25 protein-coding genes and 1 tRNA gene are annotated in these 22,382 nt (G+C 70.2%); 9 read left to right on the top strand and 17 right to left on the bottom strand.

Going from position 1 to position 22,382, the window contains the following annotated elements:
- Positions 1–49: 49 nt before the first annotated feature.
- The 4 genes from KV100_RS04480 to KV100_RS04465 form a co-directional block, all read right to left on the bottom strand.
- The gene (locus KV100_RS04480) at positions 50–523 is read right to left on the bottom strand and encodes a GNAT family N-acetyltransferase (protein ID WP_308289331.1); all 474 of its coding nucleotides are present in this window, start codon (positions 521–523) and stop codon (positions 50–52) included.
- Between the two features lie 32 nt (positions 524–555).
- Complete coding sequence (gene arc / locus KV100_RS04475; protein ID WP_220341685.1) at positions 556–2,316, bottom strand: proteasome ATPase; 1,761 nt, start codon at positions 2,314–2,316, stop codon at positions 556–558.
- Between the two features lie 167 nt (positions 2,317–2,483).
- Positions 2,484–3,380, bottom strand: a complete 897-nt coding sequence (locus tag KV100_RS04470) for a tRNA (adenine-N1)-methyltransferase (RefSeq protein ID WP_220341684.1) — start codon at positions 3,378–3,380, stop codon at positions 2,484–2,486.
- Positions 3,373–4,560: a site-2 protease family protein gene (locus tag KV100_RS04465; protein WP_308291331.1), complete on the bottom strand. Its 1,188-nt coding sequence runs from the start codon at positions 4,558–4,560 to the stop codon at positions 3,373–3,375. Before KV100_RS04465 ends, KV100_RS04470 begins: the two co-directional genes overlap by 8 nt.
- 145 nt (positions 4,561–4,705) lie before the next feature.
- On the opposite strand from KV100_RS04465, the gene KV100_RS04460 reads away from it, so the two are divergent.
- The 3 genes from KV100_RS04460 (at position 4,706) to KV100_RS04450 (ending at position 7,642) form a co-directional block, all read left to right on the top strand.
- On the top strand, positions 4,706–5,596 hold the full coding sequence (locus KV100_RS04460) for a PD-(D/E)XK nuclease family protein (RefSeq protein WP_220341682.1): 891 nt from the start codon (positions 4,706–4,708) through the stop codon (positions 5,594–5,596).
- Between the two features lie 73 nt (positions 5,597–5,669).
- Positions 5,670–6,278 (top strand): transcriptional regulator, encoded by a 609-nt coding sequence (locus tag KV100_RS04455; protein WP_220341681.1) that lies wholly within the window; start codon positions 5,670–5,672, stop codon positions 6,276–6,278.
- A gap of 29 nt (positions 6,279–6,307) precedes the next feature.
- Positions 6,308–7,642, top strand: coding sequence for an MFS transporter (locus KV100_RS04450; RefSeq protein ID WP_220341680.1), 1,335 nt, complete (start codon positions 6,308–6,310; stop codon positions 7,640–7,642).
- Here KV100_RS04450 and KV100_RS04445 read toward each other — a convergent pair.
- From KV100_RS04445 to KV100_RS04415, 7 genes are all read right to left on the bottom strand, one after another.
- Complete coding sequence (locus tag KV100_RS04445; protein ID WP_220341679.1) at positions 7,529–8,005, bottom strand: DUF1772 domain-containing protein; 477 nt, start codon at positions 8,003–8,005, stop codon at positions 7,529–7,531. The genes KV100_RS04450 and KV100_RS04445 overlap by 114 nt on opposite strands.
- On the bottom strand, positions 8,002–8,691 hold the full coding sequence (locus KV100_RS04440; protein WP_220341678.1) for an HAD family phosphatase: 690 nt from the start codon (positions 8,689–8,691) through the stop codon (positions 8,002–8,004). The genes KV100_RS04445 and KV100_RS04440 overlap by 4 nt, the downstream gene beginning before the upstream one ends.
- Positions 8,692–8,783: 92 nt before the next feature.
- Positions 8,784–9,641: a PAC2 family protein gene (locus KV100_RS04435; RefSeq protein WP_308289333.1), complete on the bottom strand. Its 858-nt coding sequence runs from the start codon at positions 9,639–9,641 to the stop codon at positions 8,784–8,786.
- An 18-nt stretch (positions 9,642–9,659) separates the two neighbouring features.
- Positions 9,660–10,898, bottom strand: coding sequence for a cysteine--1-D-myo-inosityl 2-amino-2-deoxy-alpha-D-glucopyranoside ligase (gene mshC, locus KV100_RS04430; protein WP_220341677.1), 1,239 nt, complete (start codon positions 10,896–10,898; stop codon positions 9,660–9,662).
- A 23-nt stretch (positions 10,899–10,921) separates the two neighbouring features.
- A complete protein-coding gene (locus tag KV100_RS04425) occupies positions 10,922–11,701 on the bottom strand; it encodes an SCO1664 family protein (protein ID WP_220341676.1) in 780 nt (259 codons plus the stop codon).
- Positions 11,694–12,218 carry a DUF3090 family protein gene (locus KV100_RS04420; RefSeq protein WP_220341675.1) on the bottom strand — a complete coding sequence of 175 codons (525 nt, stop codon included), beginning with the start codon at positions 12,216–12,218 and terminating at the stop codon, positions 11,694–11,696. The genes KV100_RS04425 and KV100_RS04420 overlap by 8 nt, the downstream gene beginning before the upstream one ends.
- Positions 12,219–12,279: 61 nt before the next feature.
- Positions 12,280–12,969: an MSMEG_4193 family putative phosphomutase gene (locus tag KV100_RS04415; RefSeq protein ID WP_220341674.1), complete on the bottom strand. Its 690-nt coding sequence runs from the start codon at positions 12,967–12,969 to the stop codon at positions 12,280–12,282.
- A gap of 49 nt (positions 12,970–13,018) precedes the next feature.
- On the opposite strand from KV100_RS04415, the gene KV100_RS04410 reads away from it, so the two are divergent.
- A complete protein-coding gene (locus KV100_RS04410; RefSeq protein WP_220341673.1) occupies positions 13,019–14,002 on the top strand; it encodes a magnesium and cobalt transport protein CorA in 984 nt (327 codons plus the stop codon).
- A 45-nt stretch (positions 14,003–14,047) separates the two neighbouring features.
- Here the strand turns inward: KV100_RS04410 and KV100_RS04405 are convergent, their stop codons facing one another.
- Positions 14,048–14,776 carry an SDR family NAD(P)-dependent oxidoreductase gene (locus KV100_RS04405; RefSeq protein ID WP_220341672.1) on the bottom strand — a complete coding sequence of 243 codons (729 nt, stop codon included), beginning with the start codon at positions 14,774–14,776 and terminating at the stop codon, positions 14,048–14,050.
- Between the two features lie 76 nt (positions 14,777–14,852).
- On the opposite strand from KV100_RS04405, the gene KV100_RS04400 reads away from it, so the two are divergent.
- On the top strand, positions 14,853–15,737 hold the full coding sequence (locus KV100_RS04400) for a helix-turn-helix transcriptional regulator (protein WP_308291330.1): 885 nt from the start codon (positions 14,853–14,855) through the stop codon (positions 15,735–15,737).
- A gap of 3 nt (positions 15,738–15,740) precedes the next feature.
- Here KV100_RS04400 and KV100_RS04395 read toward each other — a convergent pair whose 3' ends face one another.
- On the bottom strand, positions 15,741–16,577 hold the full coding sequence (locus KV100_RS04395; protein WP_220341670.1) for an undecaprenyl-diphosphate phosphatase: 837 nt from the start codon (positions 16,575–16,577) through the stop codon (positions 15,741–15,743).
- Positions 16,577–17,629, bottom strand: a complete 1,053-nt coding sequence (locus tag KV100_RS04390; protein WP_220341669.1) for an LLM class F420-dependent oxidoreductase — start codon at positions 17,627–17,629, stop codon at positions 16,577–16,579. Before KV100_RS04390 ends, KV100_RS04395 begins: the two co-directional genes overlap by 1 nt.
- A 116-nt stretch (positions 17,630–17,745) precedes the next feature.
- On the opposite strand from KV100_RS04390, the gene KV100_RS04385 reads away from it, so the two are divergent.
- Both KV100_RS04385 and KV100_RS04380 read left to right on the top strand, forming a co-directional pair.
- A complete protein-coding gene (locus KV100_RS04385) occupies positions 17,746–18,690 on the top strand; it encodes an aldo/keto reductase (RefSeq protein ID WP_220341668.1) in 945 nt (314 codons plus the stop codon).
- Positions 18,691–18,700: 10 nt separating this feature from the next.
- Positions 18,701–18,886: a DUF5703 family protein gene (locus KV100_RS04380; protein ID WP_220341667.1), complete on the top strand. Its 186-nt coding sequence runs from the start codon at positions 18,701–18,703 to the stop codon at positions 18,884–18,886.
- A gap of 15 nt (positions 18,887–18,901) precedes the next feature.
- Here KV100_RS04380 and KV100_RS04375 read toward each other — a convergent pair whose 3' ends face one another.
- Positions 18,902–20,224, bottom strand: a complete 1,323-nt coding sequence (locus tag KV100_RS04375; RefSeq protein ID WP_220341666.1) for a M20/M25/M40 family metallo-hydrolase — start codon at positions 20,222–20,224, stop codon at positions 18,902–18,904.
- Positions 20,225–20,350: 126 nt separating this feature from the next.
- Here KV100_RS04375 and KV100_RS04370 point away from each other — a divergent pair.
- Positions 20,351–20,436 (top strand) — tRNA-Leu (locus tag KV100_RS04370).
- Positions 20,437–20,545: 109 nt separating this feature from the next.
- Complete coding sequence (locus KV100_RS04365) at positions 20,546–21,118, top strand: GNAT family N-acetyltransferase (protein ID WP_220341665.1); 573 nt, start codon at positions 20,546–20,548, stop codon at positions 21,116–21,118.
- On the opposite strand, the gene KV100_RS04360 is transcribed toward KV100_RS04365, so the two are convergent.
- Positions 21,091–21,663 (bottom strand): dihydrofolate reductase family protein, encoded by a 573-nt coding sequence (locus KV100_RS04360; RefSeq protein WP_220341664.1) that lies wholly within the window; start codon positions 21,661–21,663, stop codon positions 21,091–21,093. The two genes, KV100_RS04365 and KV100_RS04360, sit on opposite strands and share 28 nt — an antisense overlap.
- An 82-nt stretch (positions 21,664–21,745) precedes the next feature.
- The gene (locus tag KV100_RS04355) at positions 21,746–22,333 is read right to left on the bottom strand and encodes a DUF6518 family protein (RefSeq protein WP_220341663.1); all 588 of its coding nucleotides are present in this window, start codon (positions 22,331–22,333) and stop codon (positions 21,746–21,748) included.
- Positions 22,334–22,382: the final 49 nt, after the last annotated feature.

The following is a 22,382-nucleotide window of genomic DNA, read 5'->3' as shown; positions in this document are numbered from 1 at the left end:
GCGTGCGTCCGCCATGTGGACCCGCCGTCACAGCGGCGCCGCCGCGGCGTCAGGCGAGAGTCTTGCCGAGATAGAGCGAGAGCGGGTCGTCGGCGTAGTAACCGAACGGCTCGACGTCGGTGTAGCCCGACGAACGGTAGAGCGCGATCGCCTCCGGCTGCGGCCGCCCGGTCTCCAGGATGATCGCCCTCGCACCCGCTGCCGCCGCGGTCTCCTCCAGCCAGGCGAGCATCGCGCGGGCGTAGCCACGACCGCGCGCCCACTCACGGACGTACATCCGCTTGATCTCGGCGCGGTCGTCGCCCAAGCGCCTCCACCCGCCCGTCGCGACAGGAGTCCCGTCGGCGTACGCCACGGCGAACACTCCCCCGGGCCCGCGGAACTCGTCGGCGTCGGCGGGTCCCTGGTCAGGCGTGCCGTACCGCCGCGCGTACTCCGCCTGGACCTCGGAGACGAGCAGGACGGCGTCGGGATGGTCGTAGCCCACGACACGGATGTCGAGAGCGGACAGGATCGGAGGCACGCACTCCATTGTGCGGTGCCTCGGTCCAGCGGTCAGAGGTACTGCCCGGTGTTGGCGACGGTGTCGATGGACCGACCCGGCTCGCTGCCCTGCTTGCCGGAGATGAGCGTACGGATGAAGACGATCCGCTCGCCCTTCTTGCCCGAGATCCGCGCCCAGTCGTCGGGGTTGGTCGTGTTGGGCAGGTCTTCGTTCTCCTTGAACTCGTCGAGGCACGCCTGGAGCAGGTGCTGGACGCGCAGACCCTTCTGGCGCAGCTCGAGGAAGTCCTTGATCGCCATCTTCTTTGCCCGGTCGACGATGTTCTGGATCATCGCGCCGGAGTTGAAGTCCTTGAAGTAGAGGACTTCCTTGTCACCATTGGCGTAGGTGACCTCCAAGAATCGGTTCTCCTCGGACTCGGTGTACATCCGCTCGACGGTGCGCTGGATCATGCCGTTGACGCACGCCACCCGGTCACCACCGAACTCCCCGAGGTCGTCCTCGTGCAGCGGGAGGCTGGGCGTCAGGTACTTGGAGAAGATGTCGCGGGCGGACTCGGCGTCGGGCCGCTCGATCTTGATCTTCACGTCGAGACGACCTGGTCGCAAGATGGCGGGGTCGATCATGTCCTCGCGGTTGGAGGCACCGATGACGAGGACGTTCTCGAGGCCCTCCACGCCGTCGATCTCGCTCAGCAGCTGCGGCACGATCGTGTTCTCGACGTCGGAGGAGACGCCCGAGCCGCGGGTGCGGAACAGGGAGTCCATCTCGTCGAAGAAGACGATGACCGGCGTGCCCTCGCTCGCCTTCTCGCGTGCTCGCTGGAACACGAGCCGGATGTGGCGCTCGGTCTCGCCGACGTACTTGTTGAGCAGCTCGGGGCCCTTGATGTTGAGGAAGTAGGACCGGCCCTCCTCCCCCGTCTTGGCCGACACCTTCTTGGCGAGCGAGCTCGCGACCGCCTTCGCGATCAGCGTCTTGCCGCACCCGGGCGGGCCGTACAGAAGGACGCCCTTGGGCGGCTTGAGCTCGTGCTCGATGAAGATCTCCGGATAGAGGTAGGGCAGCTCGACCGCGTCGCGGATCGACTCGATCTGGCCCTGGAGGCCTCCGATGCTCGAGTAGTCGATGTCGGGGACCTCCTCCAGCACGAGCTCCTCCACCTCCGACTTCGGGACACGCTCGTAGACGTATCCGGCGCGGGAGTCGAGCAGGAGGGAGTCGCCGGCGCGCAGGCGCGTGTCCATGAGCGAGTCGGCGATGCGCGCGATCCGCTCCTCGTCGGCGTTGCCGATGACGAGCGCGCGCTCCCCGTCGGCGAGCAGCTCCTTGAGCATGACGACCTCGCCCACGGTCTCGTAGTCGAGCGCGGCGACGACGTTGAGGGCCTCGTTGAGGATGACCTCCTGACCGCGACGGAGATCCTCCGCCTCGACCGACGGGCTCACGTTGACGCGCAGCTTGCGGCCGCCGGTGAACACGTCGACGGTGTCGTCCTCGTTCTGCTGGATGAACGTGCCGAACCCCGTCGGCGGCTGCGCGAGCCTGTCGACCTCCTCCTTGAGCGAGAGGATCTGGTCGCGCGCCTCGCGGAGGGTGTCGCCGAGCCGGGCGTTCTGAGCGGTGACCGCGGCGAGGCGCGCCTCGGTCTCGGCGAGGCGGGCGTCGACGGTGCTGTCCGGGCGGCCGGTCGCGAGACGCCGACGGAGGTGCTCGACCTCGGCGCGCAGGTAGTCGATCTCGGCCTGCTGCTGGTGGGCGGTCTGCTCGTTCGCAGGCGGGCGCCGATCGGTGTGGTCGAACTCGCTCATGTCGTACCTCCCGCGAAGGCCGTGACACCGTCTGACCCGAACACCGCCGGGGTCGACCCGTGTGCGCGGCGTGTTGGCTCCTCGTACGACGACACTACCCGCCTGTGGTCGTCATCCGCTCGTACGAATCGGCGTTCTTACGATGAGATACCGGGATGTGATTCAGGTCACTCCGCGAGGTCGGCGGGACGCGGCCCCGAGTAGTCCGGGCCGTACGCGCCGGGGGCCGGGCGCCGCTTCTTGGTGAGCGCCCGCTGCCCATGGGCCATCCGCCGCGACGTGACCAGGAAGGCGGTGTGGCCGTTCATGGAGTGCTCCGGCCGCACGGCCAGGCCCTCGAGGTGCCATCCGCGCTGCATCGTCTCCCAGGACGACGGCTCGGCGAACTCGCCGTGCGCGCGCAGTGTCTCGACCACCCGCGACATCTGCGTGGTCGTGGCGACGTAGCAGCACAGGATGCCGCCCGGCACCAGGACGTCGGCCGCGAGCGCGACGTACTCCCACGGGTCGACCATGTCGAGGATCATCCGGTCGACCTCGGTGTCGACGAGGCTCTCGCCGAGCCCGCCCACCGTGAGCCTCCAGGCGGGGTGCGGGCCGCCGAAGAACTGTTCGACGTTGCGGGTCGCGATCTCGGCGAAGTCCTCACGCTGCTCGTAGGACGAGACGAGGCCTCCCTTGCCGACGGCTCGCAGGAGGAAGGTCGTGAGAGCACCCGAGCCGGCGCCCGCCTCGAGCACGCGCGCCCCGGGGAAGATGTCGGCGAAGGTGACGATCTGGCTGGCGTCCTTGGGGTAGATCACGGCTGCCCCGCGAGGCATCGACGTCGTGTACTCGTGCATCAGCGGGCGGAAGACGAGGTACTGGCCGCCCAGCGACGACTCGACCACGATGCCCTCCGGCTGGCCGATCAGCCCGTCGTGCGCGATCTCGCCGAGCTTGGTGAAGAACTTCTTGCCCTCCTCCAGCTGGATGTTGTGCCGCCGACCCTTGGCGTCGGTGAGTCGAACCCACTCGCCCACCGCCATCGGTCCGCGGTGGACTCCCGAGAGTCGCTCATCCATGCGTCTGCCTTCCTGCGTCGCCCTGCCTGCCACCAGCGCGGACCCGCTCGGAGAACGCGCTGTCGACGTCCGCCGTGACGAGGACGCCGTACAGGTGCTCGCCGTCGACGACGAGGTACTCACTTGACGGTGTCCTCTGCAACGCCCGGACCAGCGCCTCTCCGGCGAGATCGACGGGCAGTGCGAGGCCCGGGGAGAGCGTACGCGCCAGGGCTCCGACGTCGACCCACGGGCGTCGGGCCTCCGGTGTGGCGAGCACTGCTCGCTCGTCCACGATGCCGTCGATCGTGCCGGTCGGACCGTGGACGACGATGGCTCCGGCGCCGGCCTCGCGGGCCTGCTCGATGGCCTGCCCGACCGTCGTCGAGCGCGGCACGTCGATCGCCCGGCGAGCGAGCCCGCGCGCCGTCAGCCCCGGAAGACCGCGGCGGATCCGCGCCGCCACCAGGGCCTGCGTCGCCCCGGTCCACAGGAACAGGGCGACCACGAAGGCGATCATGTAGTCGAGGAGCGTGATGTCGAAGCCGAGCAGCTCGCCGCCGACGAACGGGTACGCGAGCGCGAGCACCGCCACGGCGCGCCCGCCGTAGCCGGCTGCGACCGAACCGGCGTACGGACTGCCGGTCGCCTTCCAGACGGCGGCACGGAAGACCCGGCCGCCGTCGAGCGGCAGGCCGGGGAGCAGATTGAGGACACCGACCACGATGTTGGCCAGCGCCAGGGCGCGGAAGGCGAAGAGCAGCAGGCCCGTGTCGGGCATCAGCAACGACAGGCCCCACGACGCTGCGCCGACCGCGAGAGAGGTCAGGGGGCCGACCACCGCGATCCAGAACTCGCGGCCCGGCGTGTCGGGTTCTCCCTCGATCTCCGTCACGCCGCCGAGGAAGTTCAGGGTCACCGACCGGACCTCGTAGCCGAAGGCCTTCGCGACGAGGGCGTGCGAGATCTCGTGGAGCAGGACCGAGAGGTACAGCAGGACCGCGAACGCGAGCCCGGCCACGAACGTGAGGGCGCCCAGCCCTGGTGCGATCACCTCGATCGTCGGCTGGAGGACGAAGGCGATGAGGACCGCGACGACGAGCCACGAGGAACGCACGAGGACGTCGATCCCCCCGATCTCACCGATGCGCAACGTCCCCGGTGGACGGGTACGGGTGGGGGGTGTGGACGACGCGTTCACACCCTCCACCGTATCGGGTCCACCGATGCGCAACGTCCCCGGTGGACGGGTACGGGTGGGGGGTGTGGACGACGCGTTCACACCCTCCACCGTATCGGGTCGTGACACGCCGGGACTGTCGGTCCGCTGGCCTAGGCTGGTTGGCATGAGGACACAGACGATCGAGCGCACAGAGGTGGACGGCGTCGACGTCGTCGGATCCCTCTCGCCCAGCCGTGCGGCCGACTTCATGACGTGTCCGCTCCTCTACCGCTTCCGCGTCGTCGACCGCCTGCCCGAGGAGCCGTCGGCCGACGCGGTGCGCGGGACGCTCGTGCACGCCGTCCTCGAAGAGCTCTTCGACGCACCTCCCGGCGAGCGGACGCTCGAGCGGGCGCGTGCGCTGGTCGGCCCCGCGTGGGCGCGCCTCCAGGAGGCGGAGCCCGAGGTGGCCGCGCTGTTCGACGACGGCGACGCTCTCGCCGAGTGGCTGAGCACCGCCGGTGACCTCCTCATGTCCTACTTCGTTCTCGAGGACCCTCGGCGTCTCGAGCCCGCCGAGCGCGAGAAGTACGTCGAGACCGTGATCGACGGTGGGCTCCTCCTGCGTGGCTACGTCGACCGGGTCGACGTCGCGCCCACAGGCGAGGTGCGGGTCGTCGACTACAAGACCGGGCGCGCGCCGCGGCAGGTGTTCGAGGCCAAGGCGATGTTCCAGATGAAGTTCTACGCCCTGGTGATGTGGAGGACCACCGGGACGGTCCCGACACTGCTCCAGCTGATGTACCTCGGCAACGAGGAGATCCTCCGATACTCCCCCGACGAGGCCGATCTACTCGCGACCGAGCGCAAGCTGCGCGCCCTGTGGGCCGCGATCGAGCGGGCGTCGACCACCGGCGAGTGGCGCCCGCACAAGAGCCCGCTGTGCGGGTGGTGCGACCACAAGGCCCGCTGCCCCGAGTGGGGAGGCACCCCGCCACCGCTCCCCGAGCGCGACACGCTGCCGATCGAGCCTGCCGTCCACTCGCCTGCCGAGAGCACAGTCGACGCGGACTGACGCTCGCGAATAATTGCAAATGTTCTTTGCAAAAACTCTTTGCAAAGAACCTTTGCAGTTTTACGGTAGCCCGATGGCCGCCGAACCGACTCACGTCGTCCTCGACTCCTCCGCACTCAAGGCTCTCGCCCACCCGCTGCGCGTCTCCCTCCTGGGGGCACTGCGCCGCTACGGTCCCGCCACCGCGACGCAACTCGGTCAGCGGCTCAGCATCAGCTCGGGTTCGGCGTCGTACCATCTCCGCCAGCTCGAGCGGGCCGGCCTCGTCGCGGACGACACCACGCGCGGCAACGCACGGGACCGGTGGTGGCGGGCGGCGCACCGGTCCACGACGCTTCGCATCCATGACCTCGACCCGACCGACGATGACGCCGTGGACACCTACCTGCGCTCGGTCGCGGCCAACTACACCCTTCTCCTGCAACAGGCGGTGAACGAACGCGCGACGCTCCCGAGCGCCTGGCGCGGGACCTTGGAGATGAGCGACTACCTGCTGCGACTCACGCCGGACGAGGCCAAGACCCTTGCCGTACGCCTCCACACCGTCGTCCGCGAGTTCCGCTACGACGTGCCGGAGAACCGTGCGCCCGAGGACGCCGACCGCGTCAGCGTCATCCTCCAGGTGCTTCCCCAGCCGGAGACCGCGTCGGAAGACGGCCGAGACGGGGACGGCCTGGGATGAGCCGTCGACCGACCGGCGCGAGAGGGCCCGTGCGCCCACTGCTCGGCCTGCTCCTCGCCATGGCGGTGTCGAACGCGGGCACCCGGGTGTCTGCCGTCGCCTTCCCGTGGTTCGTCCTCGCGACGACGGGCAGCGCGACCAAGACCGGCCTCGTGGCGTTGTTCGAGCTCGCTCCGTACGTCCTCGTCAAAGCGCTGAGCGGTCCCTGGATCGACCGCGTCGGTGGTCGGTCGATCTCGTGGAGCGCCGATCTCGTGAGCGCCGCCGCAGCGGCGACCATCCCCGTCCTGTACGCCGTCGACCGACTGACGCTCCCGGTCTTCTTGATCCTGGTCGCGGTCGTCGGCGCCGCACGAGGCCCCGGCGACCTGGCGAAGGAGATCATGGTCCCCGACGCGGCCGAGCGTGCGCATGTGCCCCTGGTCCGGGCGACCGGCCTGTCGTCGACGGTCGAGCGGCTCGCCTCCACCGCCGGTCCGGCGTTGGGCGGGGTGCTCATCGCGGTCGCGGGCCCCGTCGCCGGCGTGGCCGTCAACGCTGCCTGCTTCGTGCTGGGATCGGTCGTCGTCGCCTTCGCCCTCCCCCGCGGCATGGGCCGACCTCACACACGCGCCGACGCCGAAGTCTCAGATGAGCCCGGTGACGGCTACCTGCACCAGCTCGCGGAGGGTGCCTCCTTCCTCCGCCGGGATCCCCTTCTCGTCGCCATCGTGGTGATGGTGGGGATCACGAACCTCCTGGACGTCGCCTACATCGGTGTTCTCCTCCCGGTGTGGGCCCGCGACTCCGGTGGCGGTGCCGCGACGGTCGGGCTCCTCCTCACCGTGTCGAGCGCAGGAGCGGTCGTCGGGAGCCTCCTCGCCTCGGCACTGGCACACCGGATGCCGCGCCGGCTCGTCTTCTTCGGGGGCTTCCTCGTCGCCGGGGCGCCACGCTTCCTCGTCCTGTTGCTCGACGTACCAGGTCCGGTCGTCGTCGCCGTGCTCGCCGTCGGAGGAGTCGGGGCCGGCTTCCTCAACCCGATCCTCGGCGCCATCCTCTTCGAGCGCGTCCCACGTCGCCTCTACGGACGGGTCGGCGCCCTGAGCGACTCCGTCGCCTGGGCGGGGATGCCGCTCGGCGGACTGCTCGCCGGTGTGGCGGTCACCGCTGTCGGGCTCTCCCCCGTGCTGCTCGTCTTCGGCCTGACGTACTTCCTGACCACGAGCCTGACCGGGCTCCGGCCCGAGTGGCGCGAGATGGACGCGCGGTCAGGCGACGCGCAACGCGTCGGCGTAGGCGACGAGAGCGAGGACGCAGAGGAGGGCGCGGACATCGTTGCCGAGCCGCCAGGGCCGCGAGTACGCCCTCCAGGCGACCAATGAGGCCTCGGCGTCGGCGGCGTCCACCGCGTCGATCCCGTTGTTGCGCGGGACGTGGAACACCCCCGTCACCACCACCGTCAGGAGATAGGTGACCGACCCGACCAGCAACCGGCCGCGGTCGGCGTCGTCGACCACGAACGCGATCACCGCCAGCGCGACCGCCACCGCCGCCGTCCCGGAGAACGCCAGCTGGAACGGCGGCCGGAGGGCGTACCGGTTGGTGGCCTGCATGAACCCGACCGCCTCGCCGGGAGGTCTGCGGTCGAGAGCAGGCATCACCATGACGGAGAAGGCGACGTAGACACCGGCCATCACGCCGGTGCCGACGATGCCGACGAGGGTGAGGACCGTCGCGAGCGTCATCGCGAGACGTCGAGCAGGGCGCCGAGGTCGTAGGGCCTGGTGCCTTCGAGCGAGTCGACGAGCGTACGGCGCTCGCCCTCCTCGACAGCGACCAGGTTCGGGACCACGAGCACGTGGCAACCGGCGGCCGCAGCCGAGCGGGTGCCGGTGGTCGAGTCCTCGATGGCCACGCACCGGTGCGGATCGACGCCGAGCGCAGCTGCCGCCGCGAGGTAGGGCTCGGGGTGCGGCTTGCCCTGGCTCACCACGTCGCCGGTCACCACCGCGCCGAACGGCTCCCCCGGTACACGGGCCAGCATGGGCGTCGCGATCGCCTTGTAGGACATGGTGACGAGCGCCTGCGGCACGCCCGCTGCCTCCAGCGCTCCGATCAGCTCCAGCGCGCCTGGTCGCCACGCGATCTCACCGGTCGACATGTAGGCGGCCACCTCCGCGACGAGCGTGTCGACGATCTCCTCCGGCGACAGCGGCAGGGCCATCCGTCGCTTCATCTCCCTCGAGGCGGCGAGCAGGTCGCTGCCGACCAGCTCGAGCCCGTCCTGCTCCGACCACGAGGCCCCGTAGCGCGAGGCGAGGGACAGCTCGGCCGCGAGCCACACCGGCTCGGTGTCCACGATCGTCCCGTCGAGGTCCCACAGGACCGCGTCAGGCAAGGTCTTCGTCGGGCGGGTGTCGCTGAGGCTCATCGGCTCACTTCGGGGGGAAGGATGGACATGGACGGCCGCACCAGTCTCGCGCGGCCCTCGCGGGAGGGGCAAACCAGTATGGGACCGACAGCTCAGGTGTCGGTGTCGCGCGACCGGCGCTTGAGGTAGCGCTCGAACTCGCGCGCGATGGCGTCACCCGAGGCCTCCGGAAGCTCGGAGGTGTCCCGGGCCTCCTCGAGGGACTCGACGTAGGCGGCGATCTCGGGGTCCGAGCTCGCCAGCTCCTCGACGCCTCGCTCCCAGGCGCGAGCAAGGTCGCGAAGATCGCCCAGCGGCAGGCTGATCTCGAGCACGTCGTCGAGGTAGCCGAGCAGTGCGAGGGTCGCCTTCGGGCTCGGGGGCTGCGCCACGTAGTGAGGGACAGCCGCCCAGAGCGAGACGGTGGGGATCCCCGCCTCGCTGCTCGCCATGGCGAAGACGCCGTTGATCCCGGTCGGGCCCTCGTACTGAGACTCCTCGACGTGCAGGCGCGCGGCGAGCCGGTCGTCGCTGGTGGACCCGGTGACGGGTACGGGGCGGGTGTGCGGGGTGTCGGCGAGGAGCGCACCGAGCGTCACGATGCCACGCACGGCGAAGCGGTCGGCCAGTGACAGGAGCTCGTCGCAGAAGGGCATCCACCGCATGTTGGGCTCGATCCCCCGCACCAGCAGCACGTCACGGTCCGAGCCGACCGGGCGGGCGACGAAGACCCGCGTCGTCGGCCACGAGATCGACCGCTCGCCCTCGTCGTCGCGACCGATGTAGGGCCGGTTGACCTGGTAGTCGTAGTAGTCGTCCGGGTCGAGCTCGGCGATGAGCTCCGCGTCCCACCACTCGATGAGATGGTCGATGGCGTCGGTCGCCGCCTCGGCGGCGTCGTTCCACCCCTCGAAGGCGACGACCATCCACGGGTCGACGACCCCAGGGAAATCGCTGCTGTGCTCGCTCACGCCTTCACTCTATGCCGCTCAGACGACACCGAGGAGCGCATCGACGGCGGCGCCCACCACACGGCCGGAGGCAGGGTCGTGGTCGTCCGACTCGCGGCCGGCCAGGGCCGAGTCCACCCAGGCGTCCACGACCGCGAGGGCCTGGGGGGTGTCGAGGTCACGGGCGAGGGCCTGGCGCAGCCCCGCCACGACAGGCGCCGCCGCCGGCCCGCCCGCAGCGAACGCCTCACGCCACCTCGCGAGGCGCTTGTGCGCGTCGACGATGTCACCGTCGGCCCACTCCCAGCCGGTCCGGTAGTGGTGCGCCAGCAGTGCCAGACGGATCGCGACGGGGTCGCGCCCGTCGGCGCGGAGCCGTGACACGAGCACGAGGTTGCCGAGCGACTTCGACATCTTCTCCCCGTCGTAGGCGACCATGGCCTGGTGCACGTAGGCCCGCGCGAACCGGTGTTGCGTCGCGGCGTGCGCCTCGGAGGCGGACATCTCGTGGTGCGGGAAGATCAGGTCGGTCCCGCCGCCCTGGACGTCGAAGTCCTCGCCGAGCGTCTCGAGCGCGATCGAGGCGCACTCGACGTGCCACCCCGGGCGCCCGCGACCGAACGGGCTGTCCCACGACGGCTCGCCCGGGCGCTCGGCCTGCCAGAGCAGACAGTCCAGAGGATCACGCTTGCCGGGGCGGTCGGGGTCTCCACCGCGCTCCGCGAACAGGCTCAGCATCGTCGCGCGGTCGTACCCGGAGACGCTGCCGAAGTCGGCGTCCTCGCGCACGGCGAAGTAGACGTCTCCGTCGACCTCGTAGGTCACCCCGCGGTCACGGAGGCGCTCCACGAGCGCGACGGCGAGGTCGATCGACTCCACCGCGCCGATGTAGTGGTCGGGGGCCAGGATGCGGAGCGCGGCCATGTCCTCGCGGAACAGCTGGATCTCGCGGTTGGCCAGCTCGCTCCACTCCACCCCCGTGGCGGTCGCCCGCTCGAGCAACGGGTCGTCGACGTCGGTGATGTTCTGCGTGTAGAGGACCTCGAGACCACGGTCGCGCCACGCCCGTTGAAGCAGGTCGAAGGTCAGGTACGTCGCTGCGTGGCCGAGGTGCGTGGCGTCGTACGGGGTGATGCCGCAGACGTAGAGGCGGGCCCGGTCGGGCGGGTCGGCCACCGTCAGCGCACCCGTCGAGGTGTCGAAGACCTCGACAGCAGAACCGCGCCCGAGGCCCAGCTCGGAGAGGTCGGGGACTTCGGGGGACGTCCAGGCGCGCATGCCCTGAGGGTATAAGGCGGTCCCTACAGCGGTGGCCACGGGATCGTGGGCCACCGGTCCCCCGGGTCGGGCATCCTCCCGGACGTGAGCAGCTGGTCGATACGGCGAGTCAGTGCCCTGCGTTCGTCGACGGCCAGCAGGTCCGCGAGCGCGTCGCACAGCGGACCGGAGGTGACGTCTGCGCGCAAGGTCTCCAGCCGCGACCGCTCCCCCGGCTCGAGGACGTCTCCGGACCATCCCCACAAGACAGTGCGGAGCTTGGGCTCCTCGTGGAAGGTCAGGCCGTGGTCGCAACCGCGCACCCGGCCGTCCGACGGGAGAAGGTGCCCACCCTTGCGGTCGGCGTTGTTCACGACGGCGTCGAACAGCGCCACCGTCCGCAGGTCGGGCGTGTCGCGGTGCAGCAGCGTGACGGGCCGGTCGTCGAGGTCGACGGCGTCCACCACGGCGAACCACCCGTCGGGCGTCTCGTCGGCCGGTACGACGGCGACCTGTGGCGCGTCCACGTCGACGTCCACCCACTCCTGGACCATGCCGACGCCGAACGGGCCGTCACGGAGCACCGTCGGAGGGACGACGTGCCAGCCGGCGGCCTCGGAGACGAGGTACGCCGCGTACTCCCTGGCCGCCAGCGTGCCGTCGGGGAAGTCCCACAGCGGTCGCTCGCCCCGGACCGGCTTGTAGACGCACTCCGTGGCGAGGGAGCCCTGGACGACCTGTCCGACGAACGTGCCGTTCGAGGCCGCAACGAGTCGCCCCGTGACCTCCAGCTCTCCCTCCGAGAGGGCACGCAGGTCACTCACGCGCGACTCGGCGGAACCCGTTGGCGCGGGGGCAGAGGTGTCCCTCGGCCTCGACGACACCGCCGCAGAACGGACAGGTCGGCCGACCGGCGGCGACGACGCTCTTGGCGCGCTCGGCGAACTCCAGAGCCACCTCGGGTCGCAGCGTCACGACCAGCATGTCGCTGGCCTCCGTGTCCTCGTCCTCCGTCGCCGCGAACGCCTCGACGACGATCTCCCCCGCCTCGGGCTCCCACGCGAGCGTCATCGTGCCGACCCGGAACTCCTCCTCGATCGGCTGGTCGAGCGGGTCGAGATCGACCGTGCGCTCGGGGGCCGTGCCCGATCCTGCGTCGCCTCCGACCTCGACGAGGAGCGCCTCGAGGCGCTCGGCGAGCACCAGGACCTGCTCCTTCTCGAGGGCGACCGACGTCACGCGACCACCGTCGCTGGCCTGGAGGAAGAAGGTCCGCTCACCGGGGGCACCGACCGTGCCCGCGACGAAACGCCGTGGGCGTTCGAACCGGTGGATCAGCATGGGACCGAGCCTAGACAGGGGCCTGGGTGGCGGCGACTCCTGCCCCGCGGGATGCGCACGGTCAGGCACCTCCCCCGACCGGCGCGTCGCCGGACGGGCGGTCTCCCCCCGCGGCCGGGGCGAGCCCGCTGAGGTCGGATCCGAGGTCGTTGACGTGGCGCACGCTCGGGCGGTGAGAGCCATAGGTGATGACGCTGACCGATCCTGGGGCCACCGCGATCCGCTGGAACTGGTCGAGGTGGAGACCGAGGGCGTCCGCCAGCACGGCCTTGATCACGTCGCCGTGGCTCGCAGCAGCCCACACGGCCCCGGGACCGTGACGCCGCTCGACGCGTCGATCGATCCGCCGGACCGCCTCCACCGCCCGGGCCGAGACGTCGGCGAGACGCTCTCCGCCGGGGAACTCGACCGCGCTCGGCTGCTGCTGAACCGTCGCCCACAACGGCTCGCGCGCGAGATCGACGATCTTCTTGCCGGTCCACCGTCCGTAGCCGCACTCCACCAGCCCGGCCTCCCGCCGGACCTGGACGTTCTCCTTCTGCGCGTCGGCGATCCGGCGCGCCGTCTGCATCGTCCGCAGGAGCGGGCTGCTGACGAGGCGGGCGAGAGGAATGACGGACAGCCGGTCGGCGACCGCACGGGCCTGCTCCAGACCGACGTCGTCGAGACCGATGCCCCGGCTGCGTCCGGCGAGCACGCCGTCGGCGTTGGCGGCGGTACGTCCGTGACGGACGAGGATCAGGGTCGGCACGCCCCGAGCGTAGTCGGCCCGCGACGCCCCCGCGGGGCACAATGACGGTGTGATCCTGGACTGCGCCGCCTATCGCGACCTCACGCCCGTCCAGGTCAGCACGACGCTCGACGGGCTCAGCGAGCTCGCCGCCACCCTGACCGGTCCGGCAGACTTCGTGTGGGTCCTCCTCGAGGACCCGACGTACGGAGAGTTCACGGACCTCCAACGGATCTTCTCGCTCCACCCCCTCGCTGTCGAGGACGCCGTCGCCGCGCACCAGCGCCCCAAGATCGACATCTACGAGGGCTCGGCATTCCTGGCACTGCGATCGCTGGAGTACGACACCGAGACGAGCGAGGTCTTGCTCAGCGAGATCTCGATGTTCATCGGAGCGCACTACGCCATCACCGTCCGGCACGGGACGTGGCCACGCCTCGACAGCATCCGAGACCGGGCAGCGAAGCAGCCGGAGCTGTTCAAGTTCGGTGCCGTCGCCGCCGCGTACCACGTGGTCGACGCGGTGGTCGACGAGTACGAGCTCATCGCCGAGCAGCTGACCTCGGACGTCGAGGAGATCGAGGAAGCCGTGTTCTCCGAGGCAGCCCCAGGCACGACCGGGCGGGTCTACCCGCTGAAGCGGGAGCTGCTCGAGTTCCGGAAGGCCGTCGCGCCGATCCACGCTCCGCTCGAGGCGCTTCTCGAGGGCCACGCCAAATGGACGATCCCGGAGGGGATGGGGGTCTACTTCCGCGACATCGCCGACCACCTCGTCCATGCGCGGGGCACGATGGACACTCTCGACAGCCTGCTCGACAACGCGATGCAGGCCCGTGCCACCCAGATCTCGATCCAGCAGAACGACGACATGCGCAAGCTCGCCGCGTATGCCGCGATGGCGGCCGTGCCGACCCTCGTCGCCGGCATCTACGGGATGAACTTCCGGGACATGCCCGAGCTGGGCTGGTCGCTCGGCTACCCCCTCACGCTCGTGGTGATGGCCGGGCTCGTCCTCGTCCTCTGGCGAGCGTTCAAGCGCTCGGGCTGGCTCTGACGCCACACATCGACGCGAGTCGCCTCGATCGCGCTGAGCCTGACCTCACCAGGGCAGGAAGCCGTCACGGCCGAAGAACGCCCCGGTCGGGCCCTCCGGATCGACCGTCGCCGCCCGCACGCTGGCGAGCGCGCCCTCCTCGACCGTCTGTGTGCCGGAGTGTCCGTTCAGGTCTGTGGCCGTGTAGCCGGGCTCGGCCGCGTTCACCGCGATCCCGGGCAGGCCCCTGGCGTACATGGTCGTGACCATGTTGAGCGCAGCCTTCGACGAGGGGTACACGAGACCGTAGAAGCCGTACTCGGGCCTCGCCGGGTCACCGGTGATCCCGAACGACCCCATGCCGCTCGAGACGTTGACGATCCGCGGGTGCGGCGAGCCGCGCAGCAGCGGGAGGAGAGCGTGGGTGACGCGCACCGGCCCCAGGAGGTTGACACCGTAGACGGCGAGGAAATCGGTCGCCACCGTGTCAGCCGGGGCGTGCAAGGAGCCGGCGATCCCCGCGTTGTTCACCAGGACGTCGAGGCCTGTCCCACTGTTCTCGACCGTCGTCGCTGCCGCAGCCACCGACGCGTCGTCGGTGACGTCGAGCGTCACGGGTCGTACGTCGAGGCCGTCGCCTCGGAGGGCGTCGGCGGCCTTGCTGCCGAGCTCGGTGTCACGGGCACCGAGCCAGACCGTCCAACCCAGTCCGGCGAGCTGGCGCACGGTCTCGTAGCCGATTCCTTTGTTCGCCCCGGTGACCAGGGCCGTCGTGGTTGTTCTCGTTGTCGTCATGGAGCGAGCCTGGCGGTCGGTGCGACGGGCGTGCCAGGACCACGTCGTCCTGGTACTCCCCGTACCACGGTGTGCCGTGGTGGCGGCCACCTCCGCGTGCCAGGCTGAGGAGGTGGATCGCCAAGAGCTCGGCCGCCTCCTCGTACGCGCGCGTAGCAGGATCGCCCCCGGGGATGTCGGTCTGCCCGAAGGATCCCGCCGACGGGTCGCAGGTCTTCGGCGAGAGGAGGTCGCCGTGCTCGCCGGGGTGAGCGTCGACTACGTGACGCGGATCGAGCAGGGTCGCGGCGCACACCCCTCGCCGTCCGTGCTGGCATCGCTCGCCCAGGCGCTGCGCATGAGCGACGACGAGCGGCGAGAGATGTTCGACCTCGCAGACGCCGCGGCGCCGCGTGAGGGCCACGTGCCGATGCTCGTGCGCGCCAGCATCCTGCGCCTGCTCGAACGCCTCGACGACCAGCCGGCCGTCGTGGTGAGCGCGAAGTCCGACGTGCTGGCGTGGAACCCGCTGGCCGCAGCCCTGCTCGGAGACTTCTCGGCCCTCCCGGCAGCAGAGCGCAACATCGTCCGTCAGCGCTTCCTTGGGGAGCCGAGCCGTGTGTCGGTCTCCGCCGAGGAGGCGGCGCGCACCGACGCACGCTCCGTGGCCTCCCTGCGCGCGGCCGCCGCGAAGTATCCCGACGATCCCGATCTGCGCCGGCTCGTGGCCGAGCTGCGCGCCCACAGCGACGAGTTCGTTCGCCTGTGGGACGAGGCTCCGTCGCAGGTGTGGCGCAGTCACCGCAAGACCATCACTCATCCGAGCGTCGGCGCAGTCACGCTCGACTGCGACGCGTTGGAGATCCCGGAGACCGACCAGACCGTGATCGTCTACTCCGCCGCGCCAGGCTCGCGCGACGCCGAGCTGCTGCAGCTGGTCAAGGTCGTCGGCACGCAACGTCTGCATGCCGACGCCCCGTGACGACTAGCCGACCGCCGTCCCGGCCGTGATCACCCCGGTGGCCAGCAGCGCCAGCACCAGGCCTCCGAGTCCGATCCGATAGATCACGAACGGCGTGTAGGAGTGCTTGCTGACGTACTGCAGGAGCCAGTGGATCACCGAGATGCCGACCACGAACGAGACCACGGTCGCCAGGATCGTCGGACCCACGCCGTACGCGTTCTCGCCGCCGGGGATCTCGGGCAGCTGGAACAGCCCCGCGCCGACGACCGCCGGGATCGCGAGCAGGAATGCGTAGCGCGTCGCCGCGGCACGGTCGTAGCCGAGCGCACGCCCCATGCTGATGGTGGCACCCGAGCGCGAGACGCCGGGGATCAGCGCCATCGCCTGGGCGAGACCGAAGAGCACGGCGTGCTTGGCGTTGAGGTCGGCGATCTCGCGCTCCTGGCGTCCGAAGCGGTCGCAGATCCCGAGGACGATGCCCATCACGATGAGCATCGTCGCGATCACCCAGAGGTTGCGGAACTCGTGCTCGATGACGTCCTTGAGCGCGATGCCGAGGATGACGATCGGGAGAGATCCGACGATCACGAACCAGCCCATGCGCCACTCGAGGGTCGTGCGCGCCTCGCGCTTGACGAGACCCCGCAGCCAGCCGCCGGCGATGGTCGTGATGTCGCGCCAGAAGTAGAGGACGACCGCGAGCTCGGTGCCGATCTGGACGACGGCGGTGAAGGCGGCGCCCGGGTCCTCCCACCCGAAGAACTTCGGGAAGATCGCGAGGTGGCCGGACGATGAGATGGGGAGGAACTCGGTGAGGCCCTGGATCAGCCCGAGGACGAGTGCCTGCAGCAGGTCCATCAAGAGCCGAGCCCCGATGCGTCGAGAGCGTCGGAGACGGTACGGAGGACGTCGGCCCGCTCGTCGTGCGTGCTGCCGAAGGTCGCGAGCGCGAGCGTCGTGACGCCGGCGTCGGCGTACGCGTGGAGACGCTCGGCGATGCGCTCCTTGGGTCCGATGAGGGAGGTCTGGTCGACGAGCTCGAACGGCACCGCGGCCGCGGCCTCGGCCTGCTTCTTGTCGAGGTAGAGGTCCTGGATCTTCTGGGCGGCGTCCTCGAACCCCATCCGTCGTGCCAGGGCGTTGTAGAAGTTCTGCTTGCGGCTGCCCATGCCGCCGACGTACAGCGCGGTGTAGGCCCGCACCATGTCGGCGCACTTCTCCAGGTCGTCCCCGATGACGACGGGGACGGTCGGGACGATGTCGAAGCCGTCCAGGGTCTTCCCGGCCTTCTCCCGCCCGGCGCGGAGGTGGTCGGTGGAGACCGCCGCCTGCTCGGGGTTGAAGAAGATCGCCAGCCAGCCGTCGGCGATCTCGCCGGCGAGCTCGAGGTTCTTGGGGCCGACGGCCGCGAGATAGATCGGGATGTCCGAGCGATACGGGTGGAGCATGATCTTGAGCGGCTTGCCGGGGCCGTCGGGCAGCGGGAGCGTGAAGTGCTCACCGGCATAGTTGAGCGGCTCCTCGCGGGCGAGGATCGTACGGACGATCTCGACGTACTCCCGGGTCCGGCCGAGCGGCCTGTCGAACTTGACCCCGTGCCACCCCTCCGACACCTGAGGTCCGGAGACACCGAGGCCCAGGCGCACCCGGCCCTCGGACAGGCGGTCGAGCGTGGCCGCGGTCATCGCCGTCATCGCGGGCGTGCGAGCGGGGATCTGAAGGATCGCGGTGCCGAGCTCGAGGGTCGTCGTGCGCGCCCCGATCCACGACAGGAGCGTGGGCACGTCGGAGCCGTAGGCCTCCGCGGCCCAGGCCGAGGAGTAGCCGAGCGCCTCGGCGTACACGGCCGTCTCCACCCGCTCCGCGACGTCGGGCCCGGCGACGTAGCCGACATTGACTCCCAGCCTCATGCTCTGCTCCCCTTCATCGACGTGCTCGGCGCAGGGCGAGCCTAGCGGCACGCGACCCGCGGCCTCGACTAGCCTTCCGACATGGGTCCGGCGCGGGCCTTCACCCGAGGAGAGACATGCAAGAACGCTTCGTGGGAGGCAGCGGACTCGCCGTCTCGAGGCTCGGTCTCGGCACGGCCTCGTGGGGGCGTGACACCGACGAGCACGAGGCCGCTGACATCCTCCGCCTGTTCCTCGAGGCCGGTGGGACGCTCATCGACACGGCGGCCTCGTACGGCGCCGGGGCGAGCGAGACCCTCCTGGGTGAGCTGCTCGGCGAGGTCCGCCGAGACGACGTGGTGCTGGTCTCCAAAGCCGGCTCCAGCATCGCTCCCGGACGCTGCGGGACGTCGCGCGGCGCGATGCTCTCGGCCCTCGACCACTCCCTCGCTCGCCTCCACGTCGACCACCTCGACCTGTGGCTCGTCCAGGGCTGGGACCCCCGCGTCCCGCCCGAGGAGACCCTGTCGGCCCTCGACCACGCCGTCGCCACCGGGCGCACCCGATACGTCGGCGTCGCGAACTACACCGGCTGGCAGACGGCGTACGCGCACACGCGTCAGGCGCTGCGTGAGGCCAGCGCGCCGATCGTGGCGACGGAGGTGGAGTACTCGCTCCTCGCGCGTCAGGCCGAGCGTGAGGTCGTCCCGGCGTCGGTGGCGCTCGGCGTCGGTCTGCTCGCGTGGTCACCGCTCGGGCGCGGGGTGCTGACCGGCAAGTACCGCTTCGGCATCCCGGCGGACTCGCGCGCGGCCTCCGACCACCTGTCGGGATTCGTCGAGCCCTATCTCGATGCGGGCTGCCGCCAGGTCGTGGAGGCGGTCTGCCGAGCCGCCGAGGGCCTGCAGCTCGCTCCGCTCGAGGTGGCGCTGGCGTGGGTCCGCGACCGCCCCGCCGTCGCCAGCGCCCTCATCGGTCCCAGGACGGCGGCACAATTGAAGGCAGCGCTCTCGGTCGAGGAGGTCTCGCTCCCGGACGAGATCGTCGAGGCGCTCGAGGACGTGTCGATCGAGACGGTGTGACGGAGGCGGTGTGACGGAGTACGAGTTCCAGCGGTTCTGGTTGCCGCGCACGGAGTCCCGTCAGGCCGTGCGCCGTCTGCTGGTCGACGCCGCCGAGCACCAGGGCTGGGAGCTCGCCCGGCTGCGCCTCTTCCCCGACGGGCGGCGGCGCGTGACGCTACGACGACGCATCATCCGCGTCCGCAGCACCCTCTGACCAGCCAGCCCGCCGCTAGGCCAGGTCGAGCAGCCGGTCGAACACCCGCGCCCCGAACTCCAGCGCGTCGGTCGGCACCCGCTCGTCGACTCCGTGGAAGAGGGCGGTGAAGTCGAGGTCAGCCGGCAGGCGCAGCGGCGTGAACCCGTACGAGCGGATCCCGAGCCGGTGCCACGCCTTCGCGTCGGTGCCCCCCGACATGAGGTACGGGGCGACGTGCGCCTCGGGGTCCTCGGCATGGAGCGCCACGGTCATCGCGTCGACGAGGTCGCCGCTGAACGGGTACTCCAGACCGGGTTGCACCGTGACGGGATCGATCCTGACCGCGTCGCCGGCCAGCGCCTGCACCTGGGCGAGGAACGCCTCCTCCTGGCCTGGGAGGAACCGCCCGTCCACGTGGGCCGCCGCCTCACCTGGGATGACGTTGACCTTGTACCCGGCCTCGAGCATCGTCGGGTTGCTGATGTTGCGCATGCCGGCGCGGACCATGCGGGCGGCGGGTCCGAACTCCGCGAGCAGCTCCTCCATCGAGGCATCGGTCGCCGAGGTCAGGTCGCGGACCTTCGCCATCAGCGCCTGCATCGAGGGGCCCGGCTCGTACGGCCAGTCGTGGTCGCCGATCGCGGCGACGGCACGAGCGACGGCCGTCACGGCGTTGTCGTCGTGCACCATCGACCCGTGCCCCGCGGTGCCCTGAGCGGAGAGGCGCATCCAGGCGAGCCCCTTCTCCCCCGCCTCCAGCAGATAGAGGCGCTTGCCGCCGATGTGCGTCGAGAACCCGCCGACCTCTCCGATCGCCTCGGTGCAGTCGGCGACGAGATCGGCGTGGTGGTCGACGATCTTGTGGGCTCCGTGGACGGAGCCCGCTTCCTCGTCGGCCGTGAACGCGAGCACGATCGTCCGTCGTGGCGGCGTGCCCGCGCGGCGACGTGCCCGGACGACCGACAGCACCATCGCGTCGAAGTCCTTCATGTCGACCGCGCCGCGGCCGTACAGGTAGCCGTCGACGATCTCACCGGCGAACGGGTCGTACGACCAGTCGGACGCCTGAGCCGGGACCACGTCGAGGTGCCCGTGGACGAGCAGCGGCGGCAGGGTGGAGTCGCTGCCCTCCCACCGTGCCAGCACATTCGTCCGGCCCGGCGACAGCTCGACGATCTCGGACTCCAGCCCCACCTCGGCCAGCAGCTCGGCGACGTACTCTGCGGCCTTCCGCTCCCCCGGACCGGTGTTGTCGCCGGTGTTCGTCGTGTCGATCCGGATCAGGTTCCGGCAGATCTCGACGACCTCCGCAGCAGGATCGAGGACGGGGGTCTCACGCTGGTCACCGGCGGTCATTCCCCCATCCTGCCTGGCCAGGGCGGGCGGCGGCCAACGGGCGCCCCCCGGTTTGGGGTTGAGCGGCGGGTGTTTGCTAGAGTTCTGACGCACGGTGAACGACGCACGACGCCGGTCACCAACCCTGTCCGGGTGGCGGAATAGGTAGACGCGCTAGCTTGAGGTGCTAGTGCCCGTATTAGGGCATGGGGGTTCAAGTCCCCCCTCGGACACTCACACAGCGAGATCGAAACCCCTGGGATACCAGGGGTTTTCGCTTTTCCTGGGACGGGGACGGGCTCGGCCCGCTCCGCGACTCCGCAGCACGATGTACTTCTCGTCATGACCGAGATCTCGATCCGCGCGCTCACTGTCCATGACAGCCCGCATCTCGCCGATCTGTACCGAGGCGACCGCGACTTCCTCACGCACTGGGACCCGCAGCGTCCCGATGTCTTCTACACCGACGACGGCCAGGCCGACGCTGTGCGAGCGACCGTGCGCGAGTGTGCGGAGGGACGCATGTGGTCAGGAGTGGTTCTCGAGGGAAGTCGTCTCGTCGGACGGGTGAGTCTGAACGGCATCGTTCGCGGACCGTTTCGCAGCTGCTCTCTGGGCTACTGGATCGCCCGGCCCTACAGCGGCCGCGGCCTCGCCACTCAAGCAGCCGCGCGCGCCGTGGAGATCGCCTTCGACCCTCTGGGCCTGCACCGTGTCGATGCGTTTGCGCGTGAAGAGAACGCCGCATCGTGCCGGGTGCTGGAGAAGAACGGGTTCACGACGGTGGGCGTGTCGCGAGGACACATCCACATCGACGGGCGATGGCGCGACGACATCATGTTCCAGAAGCGCGCTCCGTGGGACGACGGTGTTCGTCTCGAACCACCTCACGCCGCGTCGCGGGCACGCCCGTAGCGCTCGTAGACCACCCGAGATCCGAACGTCCTGGTCTCCAGGAGGTCCAGCTGAATGTCATGGGTGACCGGCGGCAGGAACGGCGTGCCTCCGCCGACGATCACGGGGTAGCGGAACATGCGCACCTCGTCGACGAGGTCGAGCTCGAGAGCTGCCCCGGCGAGGTCGGCTCCGCCGATCGAGACGTCCTTGTCGGTGGCGGCGAGGGCGGCCTTGATCTCGTCGGCCACCGACGCCTCGGCGAGTCGGGCGTTGCCCTGAACGTGGTCGAGCGTGCGGCTGAACACCACCTTCGCAAGAGCGCACCAGACGTCGGCGAACTCGGCCCCGGCCTCGGTGCTGCGCATCGACGGGTCGTTCTCCCAGACGAGCATGTTCTCGTAGAGCCTGCGCCCCAGCAGGTAGCCGCCGAGCTTCCCCACCTCCTCGAGATGGAATCGAAACAGCTCGTCGATCGGAGCCGTCCACGCGAACCCGCCCTCGCGGTCGGCGATGAATCCGTCCACCGAGACACCCATCGAGACGATCAAGCTGGCATGCGACATCGAATCCCCACCTTTGTGTCGTGTGCTGTGCCAAGCCAGGGACCGACGGCACGGCGAAAACACATCGTCCCGCCTTCGGAGGTCAGGCGACCAGCGCGAGACCTGCAGTGCCCGCCAACCCCGCGAGCAGCGCAGGGCCGATCCAACGCAGCATCGGACGGTACTGGTGGCGGTACGCCCCGAGACTCACGGCGAGCACCACGGCAACGGCGCCGAACAGCACGGCGCTCGACCTGTATCCGAGCACGATCCAGTAGGTCACCACGGCTTCGCTCAAGAACGCAGCCGGCAGGGCCGCGGCTCCGGGGCCTGCCGGAGAGGCGTGACGCCACGCGTGTCCGACCCCTCCGAACACAGGGCCGCCGACGACGGCGCAGAGCGACCAGAACACCAGGTAGTACACGGAGGCGTCGTAACCCCGCAGCTCTGCCACGGCGTAGTAGGCGACGACCTGCACGAAGGTCGCGAGGAGTCCGGTCCACACCGCCGTTCGCAACCGCGACTGCAGGGCTCCCGCCACGAACGCCGTCGTCAGCCACGGACTGACCGCATTGACGAGCGCCAGCCAAGGGAAGTCGAGGCCCGTCTGGAGCACTGACGTCAGTGCCCCGACGACCGCGCCCAGCAGCAACGCGAGGAACGGCATCAACAGGTCCGCGCGCTCTCTCACGCGAGCGAGGATATCGTCCGCGCGAACACGTCGCGAAACCGGCATATTC

Source organism: Mumia sp. zg.B21 (assembly GCF_019550855.1).
GTDB lineage: Bacteria > Actinomycetota > Actinomycetes > Propionibacteriales > Nocardioidaceae > Mumia.
This window is presented reverse-complemented; position numbering and strand designations above follow the sequence as displayed.